Origin of the sequence: Paenibacillus sp. MZ04-78.2 (genome assembly GCF_024213375.1) — a bacterium.
In the GTDB taxonomy this organism is placed as follows: domain Bacteria; phylum Bacillota; class Bacilli; order Paenibacillales; family NBRC-103111; genus Paenibacillus_G.
Window position 1 is genome coordinate 16,552 of sequence record NZ_JANAVJ010000029.1, and the last position, 15,717, is coordinate 32,268.

The window sequence follows — 15,717 nt, forward strand, 5'->3', positions numbered from 1 at the left end:
ATGAAGCCTTCCTACGTCTGTAATAGTAAGTTTCGGCAGTTGCAAAGGACCGCCGATCAATCCATCCCGAGGAGATTGCTTATTCCCATGGATTTCAACGAAAGCAACCTCAATACAAAGTTGTCAAGAAGATCGTTTCTGAAAACATTGACGTTAACCGCCGCCGGACTCATTGCCCTGCCCGGGGCCACCTACGGATATGCCCGTTACGCCGAGCCGAAATGGCTGGAAGTTACAGAATATACACTTTCTTTCGCAAGACTGCCCCAACAGATGGACGGAATAAAAGTAGTCCAGTTCAGCGACGTGCACCTCGGCTTTCATTTTGATACGAAGGACTTGTCGGAACTGATCGGACTGATCAACCGGATTCAACCGGATATCGTATGCTTTACCGGAGATCTGGTGGACCATACCGTCGGACCCGACGGTGACGCCTACGCCCGCGTACTCTCGGAGCTTAAGCCTCCGCTGGGTAAATATGCAGTGCTGGGTAACCACGATTTTAAAGAACCCCGGCAAGTCCGATCTCTATTAAAAAGCGCTGCTTTCGAGCTCCTGACCAATAAGATGGTCCGGATTCAACATCAGGGAAGCAGCATGGTCATGGCAGGCGTAGACGACCAATGGAAAGGAAATCCAGACATCGACAAAGCGCTGGCCCGCGTTAAACCGGAGGACTTCGTCATTTTGCTGTCGCATTGCCCCGATTTTGCTGATATTGCCGTACGCTATTCGGTGGACTTTCAGCTGTCAGGACATAGCCACGGAGGTCAAGTGCGACTGCCGTTCTACGGGCATGTGATGACGCCGAAATTCGGAAGGAAATATGTCCTCGGGCATTACGTTCTTGGCGCTGGCAAACTGCAGTTGTTCGTCAACCGGGGCATCGGCGTTTCCACGCATCCCGTCCGCTTTCTATGCCGTCCGGAGCTCACGGTGTTTACTTTGCGAAAAGGGTAAAGCGGCGCAGCAAAGCCCCCAGCCCCAATACCGCCATAGCCCCGAACAGTTCGAGCTCCATATCGTGCTGCGCGTCCCACGGATCGCCTTGCGATCCGAGAAACAGCGCGCCCATCTCCGGGGCCACCAATCCGGCGACCCACATCTCGATCAATTCGTAAAATGCGCCGGTGGCCAGCACGACGGCGACGGCAAGCGCATCCGCTGCAAATCCTCTCAAGCCCGCGAGCCTCATAAGCGCCTCCCGGATCGGCCCGGCCAGCAGCACTCCATAAGCCAGATGCACCAGCCGGTCATAAGGCAGACGCCCCCCGCCGAACAGCAGCTGCAGCAGCGGATCGATCGGCGTCGCGCCGTAGGAGCCGTGCGACCCGTACGTATGAAGCGCCAAAAACAAAGCAATCCCCACATAAGAACCGTGACTGAGCGGAAACCATCGGTAGGTTCCGATCAGCACCCCCACGCACAGAAAGACCAGCAAATTTTCCAGCAGCCAGTCGAACCGGTTTGCCGGCGCTATCGCCATCCATGCCCAGAATACCCCATACGCCAGCAGGACGATTACCGGAAACGCAGGTTTTGTTGTTGCCGCTAATGATTTTGCCGCATTCAAACGTAAGCCCCCTCTCTTGTTGGCTCTATTGTAGGCCGCGCCAACGGGAGGGATAAGTACTAACTTCGCCTAGTACCGGGCGGGAAACCAACGCAAAAAGCCGCCATGCTTCCCGTAAGGGGGCAACATGGCGGCGGCACTTCCGCGTTGTTCGATTACTTCACCAAGCCGAGCAGCATTTCGCGAATCAGCTTGCTGGCGACGATCTGGGTCTGCTCCGTCGGGTCGTAGGCCGGGGCCACTTCGACGAGATCGGCGCCGACGAAGTTCAATTCAGAGGCGGCCATCGCATGAATCGCCGCGAGCAGCTCCTTGGACGTGATGCCGCCCGCCTCGGCGGTACCGGTGCCTGGGGCGCACATCGGATCGAGCACGTCGATGTCGATTGTCAAATAAACCGGACGTCCAGCCAGCTCCGGCAGCACCTTCTTGAGCGGCTCCAACACCTCGAACGGATGGAAGTTGATATTCTCGCGTCCGAATTGGAATTCCTCGCGGGAGCCGGAACGGATGCCGAATTGGTATACGTTCTTGCCGCCCATGAGCAGCGCTGCTTTGCGGACCGGCGTCGAGTGGGACAACGGCTCGCCCTCGTACTGCTCGCGCAGATCGGCATGCGCATCGATGTGAATAAGTGCAAGATCTGGATATTTCGCGTATACTTCTTGGATGACCGGCCACGAAACGAGATGCTCGCCGCCAAGGCCGAGCGGGAATTTGCCGTCGGCCAGAAGTCCGCGCACGTATTCGCCGATAATATCGAGGCTGCGGCCCGGGTTGCCGAACGGCAGCAGCAAGTCGCCTGCGTCGAAATAAGTGATGTCTTCCAGGCTTTTATCCAAATACGGGCTGTATTCCTCCAGACCGATCGACACCTCGCGGATGCGCGAAGGGCCGAACCGGGAGCCGGGACGGAAGCTGACGGTATAATCCATCGGCATACCGTAGATGACGGCGCGGGACGCCGCATAGTCGTCTGAGCTCAGAATGAACACGTTGCCGGAATATTTTTGATCGAGTTTCATGTGTCGTTGGTCTCCTCCGCTTACTTCGTCAAATCTTCCACGAATTTCGGTAATACGAAAGCCGCCTTATGCAGACGCGGCGAATAGTACTTCGTGTCGATCTCCGGAATTTTCGTTTCGTCGACGGCGAGCGGATCGTGCTTTTTGCTGCCCATGGTGAAGGTCCAGAGGCCGCTCGGATACGTCGGGATGTTCGCGCAGTAGACGCGGACGATCGGGAAAATTTGCTTCACGTCGCGGTTGACGTTTTGGATCAGATCCGCTTTGAACCACGGATTATCCGTTTGGGCCACGAAAATGCCGTCCTCCTTCAGTGCGTCGTAGATGCCTTTATAAAAGCCCTGGGTGAACAGGTTCACCGCCGGACCGACCGGCTCGGTGGAATCGACCATAATCACGTCGTACGTGTTCTTATGATCGTGAATGTGCATGTAGCCGTCGTTCACGATCACTTCCACGCGCGGGTTGTCCAGTTCGCCTGCGATGGTCGGCAGGTACTGCTTGGAGTACTCGATGACTTTGCCGTCGATGTCGACCAGCACCGCTTTTTCCACTTCCGGGTGCTTCATGACTTCGCGGATCACGCCGCCGTCGCCGCCGCCGACCACGAGCACGTGCTTCGGATTCGGATGCGTATAGAGCGCCGGATGCGCAACCATCTCATGGTAGACGAACTCGTCCTTCACGGTCGTCATGACCATACCGTCGAGCACGAGCATGGTGCCCCATTCTTCCGTTTCGATCATCGCGAGATCCTGGAAGTCGGTTTTTTCGGTGACGTGCGTTTTGCTGATTTTCGCCGTAATGCCGAAGTTATCGGTTTGTTTCTCCGTGTACCATAATTCCATATGTAATTCCACCTTTCGTTCGGTTCGTTAGGGCCGGCCGTACAAGGGCCGGAAGACGGGCGGACATCTGCTTTTTCCAAGGTTTCAGCTTGTCTCTGGCATGTCAAATTGTATTATAGAGTATCTCCCCAAAATTGCAAATACAAAGAGGGGCGTTCCGCCCGTTTTACGAAAAAATTTAACGTTTCCGCTTATCCCGCGTGAATAGGCGATGCTATGTTTTTCCATACTGGGAATAGAGACGAAACGCATCGGCGGAAAGACGGAAGGAGCTGACGGAACGTGTCGGACGTGCCCAAAAAACAGCCTGCGCCGGAAGACAGTGGAGCGTTCCGCTTCGCCCGGCGACTTAAAGCGTGGCTGTCGTTTTCGTTTACGTGCCTGCTGCTTGGCGCCGGAATCATGATCGTGCTGCTGCTGTTCATGCGCTCGCAGGCGCTTCCCGTATCCAAGACGGAGACGGCGTCGGAGATGTACGACGTGCACGGCGAATTGATCGAAGCGTACGGCGCGGTGAAAAACCGGCAGAGCGTATCACTGCGGGACATTTCCCCGAAGCTGCTCGAAGCGACGCTGGCCGTGGAGGACCGCACGTTCTACCAGCACTACGGGTTCGATCCGAAGGGGATCGTTCGGGCGGCCTGGGTCAACCTGCAGCATATGTCCAAGGTGCAGGGGGCCGGCACGATCACGCAGCAGCTCGCGCGCAATCTGTACTTGTCGCACGAGCGGACGTGGAGCCGCAAAATCAAGGAAACGTATTACGCCGTGCAGATGGAACTGCAAATGAGCAAGGACCAAATTTTGGAGCAATATTTGAATCAAATTTATTACGGGCATGCGACGTACGGCATCGGGGCGGCGGCGAAGCTCTTCTTCGGGAAAGAGGCCAAGGACCTGACGCTGGCCGAAAGCTCACTGCTCGCCGGCATCCCGAAAGGACCGCGTTATTATTCGCCTTATTACGATATGGACAGTGCGCTCGACCGGCAAAAAACGGTGCTGCAGACGATGGTGGAAGCCGGTTACATCCCGCAAAGCGAGGCGGACCAAGCGGCGAAAGAGAAGCTGCACATTCTGCCGCTGGAGGAGCATAAAAAAGCGGTGACGGCTCCCTACTTCCGCGACTATGTGCGGGGTGCGGCAGCCGATCTGCTTGGCCTCGAAGACAAGGAATTCGTCGAAAGCGGCCTGCGGATTTATACGACGCTGGACTTAAAGGCGCAGGCCGTTGCCGAGGAGGTCGTAGCGAAGCAGCTGGAAAAATATCCGGAGCTGCAGGCGGCGCTAGTCGCCATCGATCCGCGGACCGGGTACGTCAAAGCGATGGTCGGTGGACGCAATTACGCCCAAAACCAATACAATCGGGCACTGTCCAGCACACGGCAGCCGGGGTCGTCATTCAAGCCGATCGTGTATTTGACGGCGCTGAAGGAAAAAGGATTCACTCCGGGCACTCGCTTCAAAAGCGAGCCGACGACATTCACCTACGATCAGGGACGGCAAACGTATACGCCGAACAACTTCGGCAGCGCCTATTACGATTGGATCGATATGAGGACGGCTATCGCCAAATCGGACAACATCTACGCCGTGCATTCGGTGCTGGAAGCGGGGCCGGACCGCGTCATTGACATGGCCCGCCGGATGGGGATCACGAGTCCGATGAAGCCGATGCCTTCGCTCGCGCTGGGCACGTTCCCCGTCAGCCCTTACGAGATGGCTTCGGCCTTCGGTATCCTCGCCAACCAAGGCGTGCGCGTCGAGCCGACGGCTATCGTGCGCATCGAGGACCGCCGCGGGCGGGTGCTGTACGAGGCGAATCCGAAACAGGAAACGGTCATTGAGCCCCCATATACCTATGTGCTGACGCAGTTGATGGAGAGCGTCTTCGATCAAGGCGGCACAGGCAGCCGCGTGTCCAGCGTGCTCAAGCGCCCCGTAGCGGGTAAAACCGGCACGACGGACACGGACGCCTGGCTCGTCGGCTATACGCCCGAGCTGTCGACCGCCGTCTGGGTGGGCTACGACAAAGGGCGCAACATCAACAACGTCGAGTCACACCTGGCCGCCCCGCTCTTCGCAGAGTTTACGGAGCGGACGCTGGAATCGGTGCCGCCGAAGCTGTTCCCGGTACCGGAGGGCGTCGTGAGCGTCTACGTCGACCCGGCGACAGGCAAGCTGGCGAACGACGACTGTCCGGGCTCGCGGCTGGAAACGTTCATTCAAGGAACGGAGCCGACGGAATACTGCACGCAGCAGCCCGGGAAGAGCGACGCGGGCAAAGCCGGCAAAGGAAAGCAGAAGCGCTCCTGGTGGGAAGACCTGAAGCGCTGGTGGAGCAACTAAAAACCGGGGGACGAATGAGGCTGGAAATGGGGCGGAAAGCCTTCTGATAGCGGAAACACAAAAAGGCAGACCTATGGTCTGCCTTTTTGCTGTCCTAGTATATGATGCATATACTAGCCATTAGTATACATCGTTATTGTAAACGGTTCAATAACCGTCACATAATGTACAAAAAATTAATTGGTTAGCGCTTCATGCAGCGCTGCTTCGGAACGCTGCCACATGTCCGGATCGTTATCGACCAGCAATTGCTTCAGCGCCGCTTTTTGCTCCGGACCGAGATTATCCAGCATGATGCGGCGTTTAAGCGCATAATCCATCCGGTTCACATGTTCGACGAGCAGCTTCCAGCCCTTGCGCGCTTCGGTATCGACCCGCATCTCGCAGGAGGTGACGCCGGCATAGTACTTGCCCTCTTCCTTAAAATCGACTGCCACCCATACGATCCAGCACGGACGGCCGTTCGGCACTTCCTCGGCGTTTACGGTAAACTTGATGCCTTTCTCCACCTTGCTCTTCGCGTGCAGCGCCCCCAGATCGAGATACGCCTCCGCGCCGTCGATAATGACGCTGGAGAGCTGGCTCAGGTCGATGGAGCCCTGTCCGAAGCCGCGGTGTTTCGTCTCCTTGTTGCTGATGATGTTCAAGGTCGGCAGCTTCTTCTTCGTGTCCGCCGCCTGCGTGTTTTGTTCATTTATATCCATCCGTGCACCACCTGTTTCACGTGATAATAAGCTATTCCAAAATATCCCGAGCCGCTGCAACCAAGCGGCAGCCTGAACTGCGGATATCAAAATTGTACTAAAAAGCGGCTCCCCCGGCAAGTTCGGCTCATGCGAAGAGCTATCGATTCTTTTTCGGTACCGTAGAAATAATCCTCGTCCCCCCCACATATACATGCTGTAGATGCTTGTCAACGGGGTGAATATTGGATGAAACTACGACTCGGCTACCGAATCGCAACATGGGGCTCGATCTTTGCTCTTACCTTCACGGCCACGCTGCTGACGAACGTCCTGCCGGAATCCGGCCCGCAGCCGCTCAAGCCGGCAGCGGGATGGATGCTGCCGGCAGATGCCGCCATGCCTTCCGTCTTTCCTGCAGACGAACCGGCGAACCCGCTGACGATGCTCAAGCCCGTCCCTTCGATGACGGGGCGCGCCGTCGTCGCCGCGCCCCGCTGGCCTTCCGCCAAAGGACAAGCGGACGGCTCGTCTACGGGCATCTTCCTGCCCTCCGGCGGGGCGCTCCCGGCCAGCGCGCGTCTGAACGAGCCGGCCGCGCCTCCGCCCGCTCCGCCAAGCTTGCCTGCACGCCCAGCGGAGAAGCCCGCTCCGAAGCCGCTTAGCGAGCGAATCGTGGAATATCATCTAAGTGCGGAGCTGGACGCCCAGGGCAAATCGATCCGCGGCACTTCGGCATTGACTTGGAAAAACCCTGGGAGCGTCCCCGTTCAGGAATTGTATTTTCATTTGTATCCGAACGCCTTCGAATCGAAGAAATCGACCTTCATGAAGGAGTCCGGCGGAAAGCTGCGGCAGGACGCGAGCAAGGAAGGCAGCTTCGGAGGCATGACCGTCAGCTCGATCAAGACGCTGGACGGCAACGAAATCGAGCTCAGCGACCGGATCGAATACGTCCAGCCGGACGACGGCAACAAAGATGACAGAACGCTGATCAAGGTGCCGCTGCCCAAAGCGGTCGCACCCGGCGAGAAGGTGACGCTGCGCACCGATTTTTCGGTCAAGCTGCCGCAGGTGTTCGCCCGGATGGGGTATGCCGGAGATTTCGTCATGGCCGGCCAATGGTTTCCGAAAGTGGCCGTCTACGAACCCAAAGGTGTCCGCGGGCGGGCGGACGAAGGCTGGAACCTGCACCAGTATCACGGCAACTCGGAATTTTATGCGGACTTCGGCATCTTCGACGTTAAGCTGAAGGTTCCCTCCGCTTATACCGTAGCGGCCACCGGCTTTCCCACCAAACCTGTCGCCGACGACGGCAAAACGAGAACCTACACCTTCTATGCCGATGACGTGCATGATTTCGCTTGGTCGGCCTCGCCGCATTTCGTTTTTTTCGAAGAGCCCTACGCGACTCCCCATCTGCCCGGCGTCCGCATCAAGCTGTATCTCGATCCGAAGCACGAGCGTCTCAAGGCCCGCTACATGACCGCCGCCAAAAAAGCGCTCGCCCGCTACTCCCAATGGTACGGCAGCTATCCGTATTCGACCTTGTCGATCGTCGTGCCGCCCGCAGACGGCAACGGCGCCGGAGGCATGGAGTATCCGACGCTCGTGACCGCCTGGGGAGCTGCTGAAGAAAACCCGACGCTGGAGCTTGAACGGGTCGTCGTGCACGAAATCGGCCATCAGTTCTGGTACGGGATGGTAGCCAGCAATGAATTCGAGGAAGCGTGGCTCGACGAAGGCTTCACCTCGTATGCCGAAGACCGGATCATGGAGGCGGAATACGGCGTACGCCCGAACCTGCTCGTCGAATCGAGCTACATTACGAATCCGGCGGCGCTCAAGCTGCATTCATGGCACTACGGCGGACACCATCAATACGCCGAGAACGTCTACACCCGCGCCAAGCTTGTGCTTAAGGCGATGGAACGGCAGGCCGGGCTGGAGACTATGGATAAAATTATGCGCACCTATTTCCAGCGCTGGAAGTTCAAGCATCCGGGGACGGCCGATTTTCAAAAGACGGTCGAGGACGTAACGAAAACAAGCTGGCAGGAATTTTTCCATCAATACATCTATAACGGCATGATGGTCGACTACGCCGTCACCGGAATTAAGGTCCGGAAAGCAGCCGAAAACGGACCGCCCGTCTATGAGAACAGCGTGCAGTTGCGCAAGCTGGGCGGAACCTACCACAATGTGCCGATCCGCTTTCACTTCGCCGACGGCTCGGAGCTGGATAAGACGTGGGACGGTATCGACAGCGAAGTGATCATGAAGCTGAATCACGCCTCTCCGCTCGCTTGGGTATCGCTCGACCCGCAGCATTCGATCGTACTGGAAAACAAGCGGATCAACAACTTTATGAAAACGGTGGTCGACACCAAGCTGTCCGTTCGCTGGAACATGGGGATCGTCAAATTTTTGGAGACCTTATTCGGCTGGGTCGTCTGGTGAGGTGATGAACATGTGGAATCGGATCAAAAAGGGCTGGGCCATCGCCTGGCATCAGCCGTTCGCCGTCTTCGCGCTATTCTTGTACAATCTGCTCTGGGGCGTCGTCTTGTATAAACTCATTCAGTCGGTCGTGCTTCCCCTCCTTCACCGGTATCCCGGCGGAGCGCTTCCCGGCGAATCGGTGCGGCTGTTCTGGGTAGAGGGACAGTTTCAGTTGATGAAAACCGACCTGATCGTACCGTACCTGTGGACGGGGTTCGGCCTGCTTGGGCTCCGGATGCTGCTGCATCCCGCGCTGAACGCAGGAGTCTTCTACTCCCTTCGGCACAGGGAGTTGAATGCAGGCTACCGATTTGTGGCCGGCATCCGCAAGCTGTACTTCCCGTTCCTCGGGCTGTATGCGCTCCAGCTCGCTCTGTCGCTCGGCCCGCTTTACTGGCTCGCACCTCACGCCGCGAAGCAATTCGCCATCCATCTATCCTACGCTTCTCTAGGGCAAGCGCTGCTGCCCGCCTTGGCCTTGTACGCCGCCTACCTGTTCCTGCTGCAGCTGTTGTTCCTGTTCCTGCAGATCGGCAAAGCGGACGGAAGGTCCGCACTGTACACGCTGTTGTTCGCTTTCCGGCATCTGCCGGTCATCGCGCTGGCCGCGCTGGCGGTCGCCTCTCTGTCACTTGTGCTGTCCGCCGCCGTGATGGTGTCGTCTTTCTGGTGGGCGGGCTTCGCAGCGCTCGTTCTCATGCAGGCGTACCGGCTGGTGCAAATGTTTTTCAAGGTATGGGCGATCGGCACGCAGTATGCACTTTGGGCGGAGAAGGCCTAGCCGGGAGCCCGGCTAAACGTAAAATAATGCCAAAACACAGGAACGTCATCTTCCGAAAGCGCCGGGAGATGACGTTTTTTGGGGCCTGTAAGCAAAAAGTTTCATAAATAAACATTGATTATGTGACAATTATGTGACAATAGGAGGAAAACGTCATGTTTACTCGAATATATGTAGTCGGAATTAAAAAAGAAAATTTTGCCGAATTTCTGTTCGCAGGAAACGGGGGATCCATTTTTGGGTGAATTGATCTCGCTGTAGAGTGATCATAGGGAACCTTCAACCGAACCCTCAAGCTAACCTCGTAGGCACCGGAAGGGGAAACTTCTTTGAAAAAGCTTGTAGGTTTTGCATTTTCTTTAACCCTGTTTTGCAGCATTTCGGTCGGCAGCGTCTTTGCAGAAACCCCACTAAGCTCAGCGGTTAACGAGGCTATGGGCACGCCTTACAAATACTCGGGCACCACGACCAAAGGCTTCGATTGCTCGGGCTATACTGCGTGGGTATTCGACAAATTCGGCGTCGATCTGCCGCATACGTCCAAAGGCCAAGCCGAGCTTGGTACCGAGGTGACCAAAGATCAGCTTCGTCCCGGCGATCTGGTGTTCTTCAACACCGACGGCAAAGGGATTTCCCATGTAGGCGTATACGTAGGCGGAGGCAAGTTCTATCACTCCGCTACGGATCAAGGCGTCACCGTTACGAAACTTAGTGAATCCTACTACGCGAAGCGTTACGTCACAGCAAAGCGCGTCCTGACGGACGAGCAGTACAAGCAAGTGATGACGGACAAGTAAAGTAATGACCTGAACGGAAGTTTCCCGTACCTTCGAAAGCCCTCAGCGTTTGCCTGTTCTGCGTTCGTTCCAATCGAACAGCCGACCAGACAAGCCTGCAGGGCTTTCTGTCATTTGCGATGGACACCTGTTGGAGCGCCACAAAAACAGAGCTGCCTGCCGTCATTCGACGGAGACAGCTCTGTTTTTGTGATACGCTCTGCGACGTCGACCCACTCCGGGCTGTGCCGCCATTTATGGCAAATTAGAGAGTATAGCTGCGAGGCGCTTCCTCATAGATTGTATCAACATTTTGATTTTTCAATTCCTGATAGAAGGCGGCCCGCGACGCGTAGATGTATGGATACACCCACAGCAAGCCGATGAGGAGCGAAATTATCCCGAGCAGATACCATCCGATAAAGCTCAAGTAAAGCATGAACAGCCGGCTCTTGTGCCCGTTCATCATCTCCTTGCTTTGACGCAAGGCATCGGTGGCCGTTATTTCCGGATTATCGCGCATAATGAAATACGCTTGGGAGTAGCTTAGAGCCGCAATAATCCCTGGTACAAAAAGAAGAAGCGACCACAGGAAAATAAAGATGTTCGATAGAATATTCAAGCCTATGGCATTCCCGAACTGGCGTTTATTGAACCCGTCAAATAAATTTTCGACAGATGTCAATTTACCACGAACCGTATCCAGGAAATAACTGTACATCCCGAGCGTCAAGGGTCCGACGCCGATCAGTCCAAGAATCGGAATATTGACCAACATGGAAAGAATCGCTCCATAAATGATAAAGCCAAGAACCGCGTTCACCCAGTTCCCTTGCAAGCTTTCCCTCGCCATCCGGCGAAGCTCTGAATTTGTCAGCATTCCCAAACTTCCACTCCCGCTAAAAAATTTTTACGTGCACTCAACGGTTACTCGTCTATTCGGCATGTACTCTATAATATCTGGTAAAAGCAGGACATTTCAATGTGATTTTCGACACAAATCGTCAAAATTTCCGGTGAATTAGACTATCAAAGCCTTGCTGGGAAAAAACGCAAAAAGAGCTGCGGCAGTCGCCCGATGGCGGCCTGCTACAGCTCTATCAATCCGCGTCCCCTGCGGCTTTTTCGATTTATTCCCTATTCGCTCCTCTCAGCTCTCGGTACGCTGTCAATGCCTTCGGGGATTTAGAGCGTATCCCTCACTGCCCGCCAGCGGCCTTCGATGGGACGAGCGAGTTTTGAGACGCATCCCAGCGCCATGGGATCGATCGGCCCTGCAGATGTACGCCGCCGTACCACTCATCGGTTCCGTTTAGAGCAATCCAATCCTCTTCCCCATCCAGCACCTTTCTGCCCGCTTCCGTTAAGGCAACCGTACTTCGACGTAACGACGACGCCGAGTCCTTATAGCCGGGAAAAGCGTCCAAGCCTTCGAGCTTCAGCAAGGGGTGCGGACCTTGCGACAGTTTAGCCAAACGGTGCCAATATTGAATATCTCCCATGCCCAGCCCATGAAGCTTATTTCCTATATGATCGAACAAGTCCAGCGGAGAAGTCATGCCGCCGCGGACCATCTCCAGTGTGGTTTGTTCTACAATGCCAAGTCCGTTCCGGGTCGAAGGAAACCGCGATAAATGAAGCCGAAAGGCGTCCTGCACATAGGGCAGCGCAGAGGTATCCCCCTCTTCAAGCAGCTCAACTAACTTGTCCGGTTCCGGGGCGCAGTAAGCCTCCCAGACGGTTTTGCCCAGTTCGAGCTGTTCTTTGCCAACGGTTTGCCAAGTGCCCGACAAGGTCGCCATTTGGTTCACGGACAGCTGCCCCAATCCCCGAAAAAGCTCGATTCCCGGGAAGGCTCCAATACACAGCAGGCTTAGCTTCGTAGCGCCTAACGACTGCTGCGCGAACCAATGCAGCAAGCAGCACAGCATCGTCTGATCGAACAAATCATGTTCGAACCACAGCACGATTTCCTCGTAGTTGCGAAAATCTGCGCGTACCTTCTCCTGCTCTTCGCTTGAACGTGTAAATTCCGCACTCGGAATTCCCATGGATTGCTCCAAATAGCGTGCTCGGACGGATCGGTTGGCCCCCGCCATCGAATCGGTAAATACCGGTCCTTCGGGATATAGCTCTCTCCATACAAGAATATCGCCTTGAACGACGCCCTGCCGCAGCTTCTCCGCGACGACATCGCCATTGACAATGTGCAGCATTCGTTTTCCTCCTTCGTATAATTGATGAAATACGGAGACGAAGTCGGTTACGGGGAGCGTTCCTTTCAGCTTCGCGCGGGCATCGAACAGCCGCTTTTTCAACGTCGGAACAGGCGTCCCTGAATAAGCGGAAATCTCTTGAAGAGTGTAGCCGTGAAAATAAAACAGTTGGACCGCCATACGCAAGCCGGGCGACAAAGCAGCTATGGAATCATGCAGCCATTGCTGCAACTCTTTTCTTTCGACAATATCCGGTACGCTTGGCTGTCCCCCGGCCGTTTGGACCATTTGGTCGAACGGCACCGTCGGATGCCGCTTCTTCCGCACCAGACGGTTGCATTGACGAATCACGATCGTTTTGAACCATCCGGGAAAAGCCTCCGCTTCCTTCAGCTTGCGCAAATGGATAAAAGCTTCCGCAAACGACTCCTGCACGGCATCCTCCGCCAAAAAGGAGTCACGCAGTCTCTCGTACGCCACCGCATGAGCCATCGCTGTGAATCGCCTGACGATAAGGTCAAACGCTTCCCGGTCTCCCTGTTTTGCCTGTTCAATCCAGTGCAGCATGTGAGTTTCGTCCCCTTTCATCGCCGCTCCAGTATAAGGTGCCGAAGGAGGGCACAAAGGTTACAAAAGCTTTTCGCATGTCGCAATTCAGTCAAAGTAGTTGAGACTCATGGCCTCCCGAACCTCTTTCATCGTTTCTTGGGCTATTCCGCGGGCGCGCTGAGTCCCGGCCATTAAGATGTCGTCAACGACATCCGGTCTTGCGGCATAATAAGACCTGCGCTCCCGCATGGGTTCAATAAGTTGTTCTAATGTTGATGTGATAAGCCTCCAGAAGCACAAATGTTTCATATTGCTCCTGCAGCGTAACCCGATTTTTCAAGCTGCCGACGTAATGGCCAAGGTGATTGATCCATGGTATATTGAATATACCAAGAAACCGTATCTTTTTGTAACTGATGGGCGATACTTCCATTTGCTAAGGAACGGTTTCTTTTTGTTTTACCATTGTAAAAAGGAGCACTGAGATAATTTTATATGCGATCGAGTTGCAAAAAAACAATCCCGATAACGTTTACTTTCTTAAGGGAAATCATGAGTTTGAAGTTATTGTACATGTAGAAGAAGGAAATGAGAACTGGTTAAAACAATGCGGAGAAGAGACATTAAAACAATTTGAAAGAAAATCATTAGATCTGTTTAACTATATTCCTTGGTTGAAATCGCTACCTCTATACTATGAAACGGACGATGTCTTTAGAGAATTTCCCCCTATCCAATAAATCACCCAGTTGCACTAAGATCTGTTTACCGCTATCCCAATGCTCATTAATTAATGTAGTAAAAGTATGAAAACAACCATGCACATCGCCAACTACTAATAATCCCATGTCTAACCCCCATAAAAAGTCTTGCAATACTTACGCATAATGTTCCCGCATACACGGCGTGATTCGGCCTAAGATAGGTATTATCTTATGCGCGATCTTATTCAGGAAACAGAAAGTCTAATGAAAAAAAACATTATTGAACAAAAACGGATACGCTAGTTCAATGGAAATCGGATTGCAAACGACGGCCAACAAGCTGCGTCGAACGAGCGTTTGGAGGCTGTGACAGGTTATGGGCATGTGACCTGTCGCAGTCCCTTTTTTGGTTTTCTATTCAACAGCAGCTTGAGGTTAATAGTGGGCAAGGTGGACAAGCCCGTTTGAAATCGGGTGGCAGACCAATTTTGCACAAGTAACATCGCTTTTATAATTTTTCGTCTTTTTTGCTCCGAAAACTCCATTGTTGGCCGCGCGCCGCCTTGTTATAATAGGGCTCATTATGAGAATCATTATCACTAGATAAGGGAGTTTGAACATGCATTTTATTCGTAAGCCTTTTGTAGCCGGAGCCCTCTTGGTCCTTCTTGCAGTCGTCTTTCTCAGCGCTTGCGGAAGCGATAAGGCCGTTGATGGCGGAAGCTCTCCTGCTGCATCAAGCACGCCCGAAAGCACGCCGGCCCCCGCTTCCTCAACCTCATCCGCGGAAACGGGCAACCAGGAGAACGCAGCCTCCACCCGAACCGTCAGCACGGTGAACGGGGACGTCGAGATTCCCGCACAGCCTAAGCGCATCGTTGCGTTGTATTATCATCATATTTTGCTTGCATTGGGAGAGAGTCCGGTAGGCGCCAATCTTACCTGGTGGGGAGGAAGTCCTTTCCTTAAGGATCTCGAGTCGGGAATAAAGGATGTCGGCGGTCCCCTGTCCCTTGAAGCCGTTACCGCTCTGGAGCCTGATCTTATCATTATGAACAGTCAAAATGCAGAGGATTATGAGCAATTTTCAAAAATCGCGCCTTCTTTACTTATTCCGTACGACGGCAATCGCGGCGTATACGAAGATGCCAAGCTGCTTGCGGAGATGTTGGGAAAACCGGACGCTGCAGACCAGCTGACCGCCGACTTCGAAAAGAAAGCCGCGGAAGCGCGCGCCAAACTGGGCGGCGTGCTGGACGGCGATGTCAAGGCGGCGATTATCCGGATCGACAGCAAGGGCGGACAATTCACTGTGTTCGGAGACAATTACGGGCGTGGCGGCTGGTCGATCTATAAAGGCCTGCAGATGCAATATCCGGCCAAAATCAAGGAAGCTGTCGTGGATAGCGGCAAACAAATCGTACAGGAACTGTCACTCGAACAGCTGACGGATTTCGTGCAGGACGCCGATTATCTTTTCGTTTCCAATGAAGGCTTTGGTTTGGATGTCGTAAAAGATAGCTCCGTGTGGAAAAGCTTACCCGCAGTCAAGGAAAACCGCGTTATCGAGTTGGACGGCAAGCAATATTTTTACTTTGACCCCATCTCAATTTCCGCACAGTTGGATCTAATCGTGGATTTGCTTCAGAAACACCAAGCCGAATAATTTACTATTTTGCATAAGCCGCCTTTTCATGGCGGCTTTGTT

Annotated in this window: 13 protein-coding genes and 1 riboswitch; of the genes, 6 read left to right on the forward strand and 7 right to left on the reverse strand. The window is 54.4% G+C overall.

The genetic code is table 11. The features are described 5' to 3' along the window. Positions 1–87: 87 nt before the first annotated feature. The gene (locus NLX71_RS18395) at positions 88–963 is read left to right on the forward strand and encodes a metallophosphoesterase (protein ID WP_254365257.1); all 876 of its coding nucleotides are present in this window, start codon (positions 88–90) and stop codon (positions 961–963) included. Here the strand turns inward: NLX71_RS18395 and NLX71_RS18400 are convergent. From NLX71_RS18400 to speE, 3 genes are all read right to left on the reverse strand, one after another. After that, on the reverse strand, positions 944–1,576 hold the full coding sequence (locus NLX71_RS18400) for a DUF2238 domain-containing protein (RefSeq protein WP_254365258.1): 633 nt from the start codon (positions 1,574–1,576) through the stop codon (positions 944–946). The genes NLX71_RS18395 and NLX71_RS18400 overlap by 20 nt on opposite strands. Positions 1,577–1,731: 155 nt before the next feature. Then, a complete protein-coding gene (speB, locus tag NLX71_RS18405) occupies positions 1,732–2,601 on the reverse strand; it encodes an agmatinase (RefSeq protein ID WP_254365259.1) in 870 nt (289 codons plus the stop codon). A 20-nt stretch (positions 2,602–2,621) separates the two neighbouring features. Further along, positions 2,622–3,449 carry a polyamine aminopropyltransferase gene (gene speE / locus NLX71_RS18410; protein WP_010500307.1) on the reverse strand — a complete coding sequence of 276 codons (828 nt, stop codon included), beginning with the start codon at positions 3,447–3,449 and terminating at the stop codon, positions 2,622–2,624. A gap of 282 nt (positions 3,450–3,731) precedes the next feature. Here speE and NLX71_RS18415 point away from each other — a divergent pair, with 282 nt between their 5' ends. Further along, entirely contained in the window at positions 3,732–5,798 is a 2,067-nt protein-coding gene (locus NLX71_RS18415; protein WP_254365260.1) for a transglycosylase domain-containing protein, read from the forward strand. A 176-nt stretch (positions 5,799–5,974) separates the two neighbouring features. Here NLX71_RS18415 and NLX71_RS18420 read toward each other — a convergent pair whose 3' ends face one another. Continuing rightward, on the reverse strand, positions 5,975–6,502 hold the full coding sequence (locus NLX71_RS18420) for a YwhD family protein (RefSeq protein ID WP_254365261.1): 528 nt from the start codon (positions 6,500–6,502) through the stop codon (positions 5,975–5,977). 423 nt (positions 6,503–6,925) lie between these two features. On the opposite strand from NLX71_RS18420, the gene NLX71_RS18425 reads away from it, so the two are divergent. From NLX71_RS18425 to NLX71_RS18435, 3 genes are all read left to right on the forward strand, one after another. Beyond that, complete coding sequence (locus tag NLX71_RS18425; RefSeq protein ID WP_375377940.1) at positions 6,926–8,941, forward strand: M1 family metallopeptidase; 2,016 nt, start codon at positions 6,926–6,928, stop codon at positions 8,939–8,941. A 10-nt stretch (positions 8,942–8,951) separates the two neighbouring features. Then, entirely contained in the window at positions 8,952–9,764 is an 813-nt protein-coding gene (locus NLX71_RS18430; protein WP_254365263.1) for a hypothetical protein, read from the forward strand. A 189-nt stretch (positions 9,765–9,953) separates the two neighbouring features. Further along, positions 9,954–10,090: riboswitch (cyclic di-AMP (ydaO/yuaA leader) on the forward strand. A 3-nt stretch (positions 10,091–10,093) separates the two neighbouring features. Then, a complete protein-coding gene (locus NLX71_RS18435; RefSeq protein ID WP_254365264.1) occupies positions 10,094–10,561 on the forward strand; it encodes a C40 family peptidase in 468 nt (155 codons plus the stop codon). A 244-nt stretch (positions 10,562–10,805) separates the two neighbouring features. Here the strand turns inward: NLX71_RS18435 and NLX71_RS18440 are convergent, their stop codons facing one another. From NLX71_RS18440 to NLX71_RS18450, 3 genes are all read right to left on the reverse strand, one after another. Then, positions 10,806–11,420 (reverse strand): DUF975 family protein, encoded by a 615-nt coding sequence (locus NLX71_RS18440; protein ID WP_254365265.1) that lies wholly within the window; start codon positions 11,418–11,420, stop codon positions 10,806–10,808. A 319-nt stretch (positions 11,421–11,739) separates the two neighbouring features. After that, positions 11,740–13,323: a sigma-70 family RNA polymerase sigma factor gene (locus NLX71_RS18445; protein ID WP_254365266.1), complete on the reverse strand. Its 1,584-nt coding sequence runs from the start codon at positions 13,321–13,323 to the stop codon at positions 11,740–11,742. Positions 13,324–13,994: 671 nt separating this feature from the next. After that, a complete protein-coding gene (locus NLX71_RS18450; RefSeq protein ID WP_254365267.1) occupies positions 13,995–14,153 on the reverse strand; it encodes a metallophosphoesterase in 159 nt (52 codons plus the stop codon). A 475-nt stretch (positions 14,154–14,628) separates the two neighbouring features. Between NLX71_RS18450 and NLX71_RS18455 the strand changes: the two genes are divergently transcribed. After that, complete coding sequence (locus tag NLX71_RS18455; RefSeq protein ID WP_254365268.1) at positions 14,629–15,675, forward strand: ABC transporter substrate-binding protein; 1,047 nt, start codon at positions 14,629–14,631, stop codon at positions 15,673–15,675. Positions 15,676–15,717: the final 42 nt, after the last annotated feature.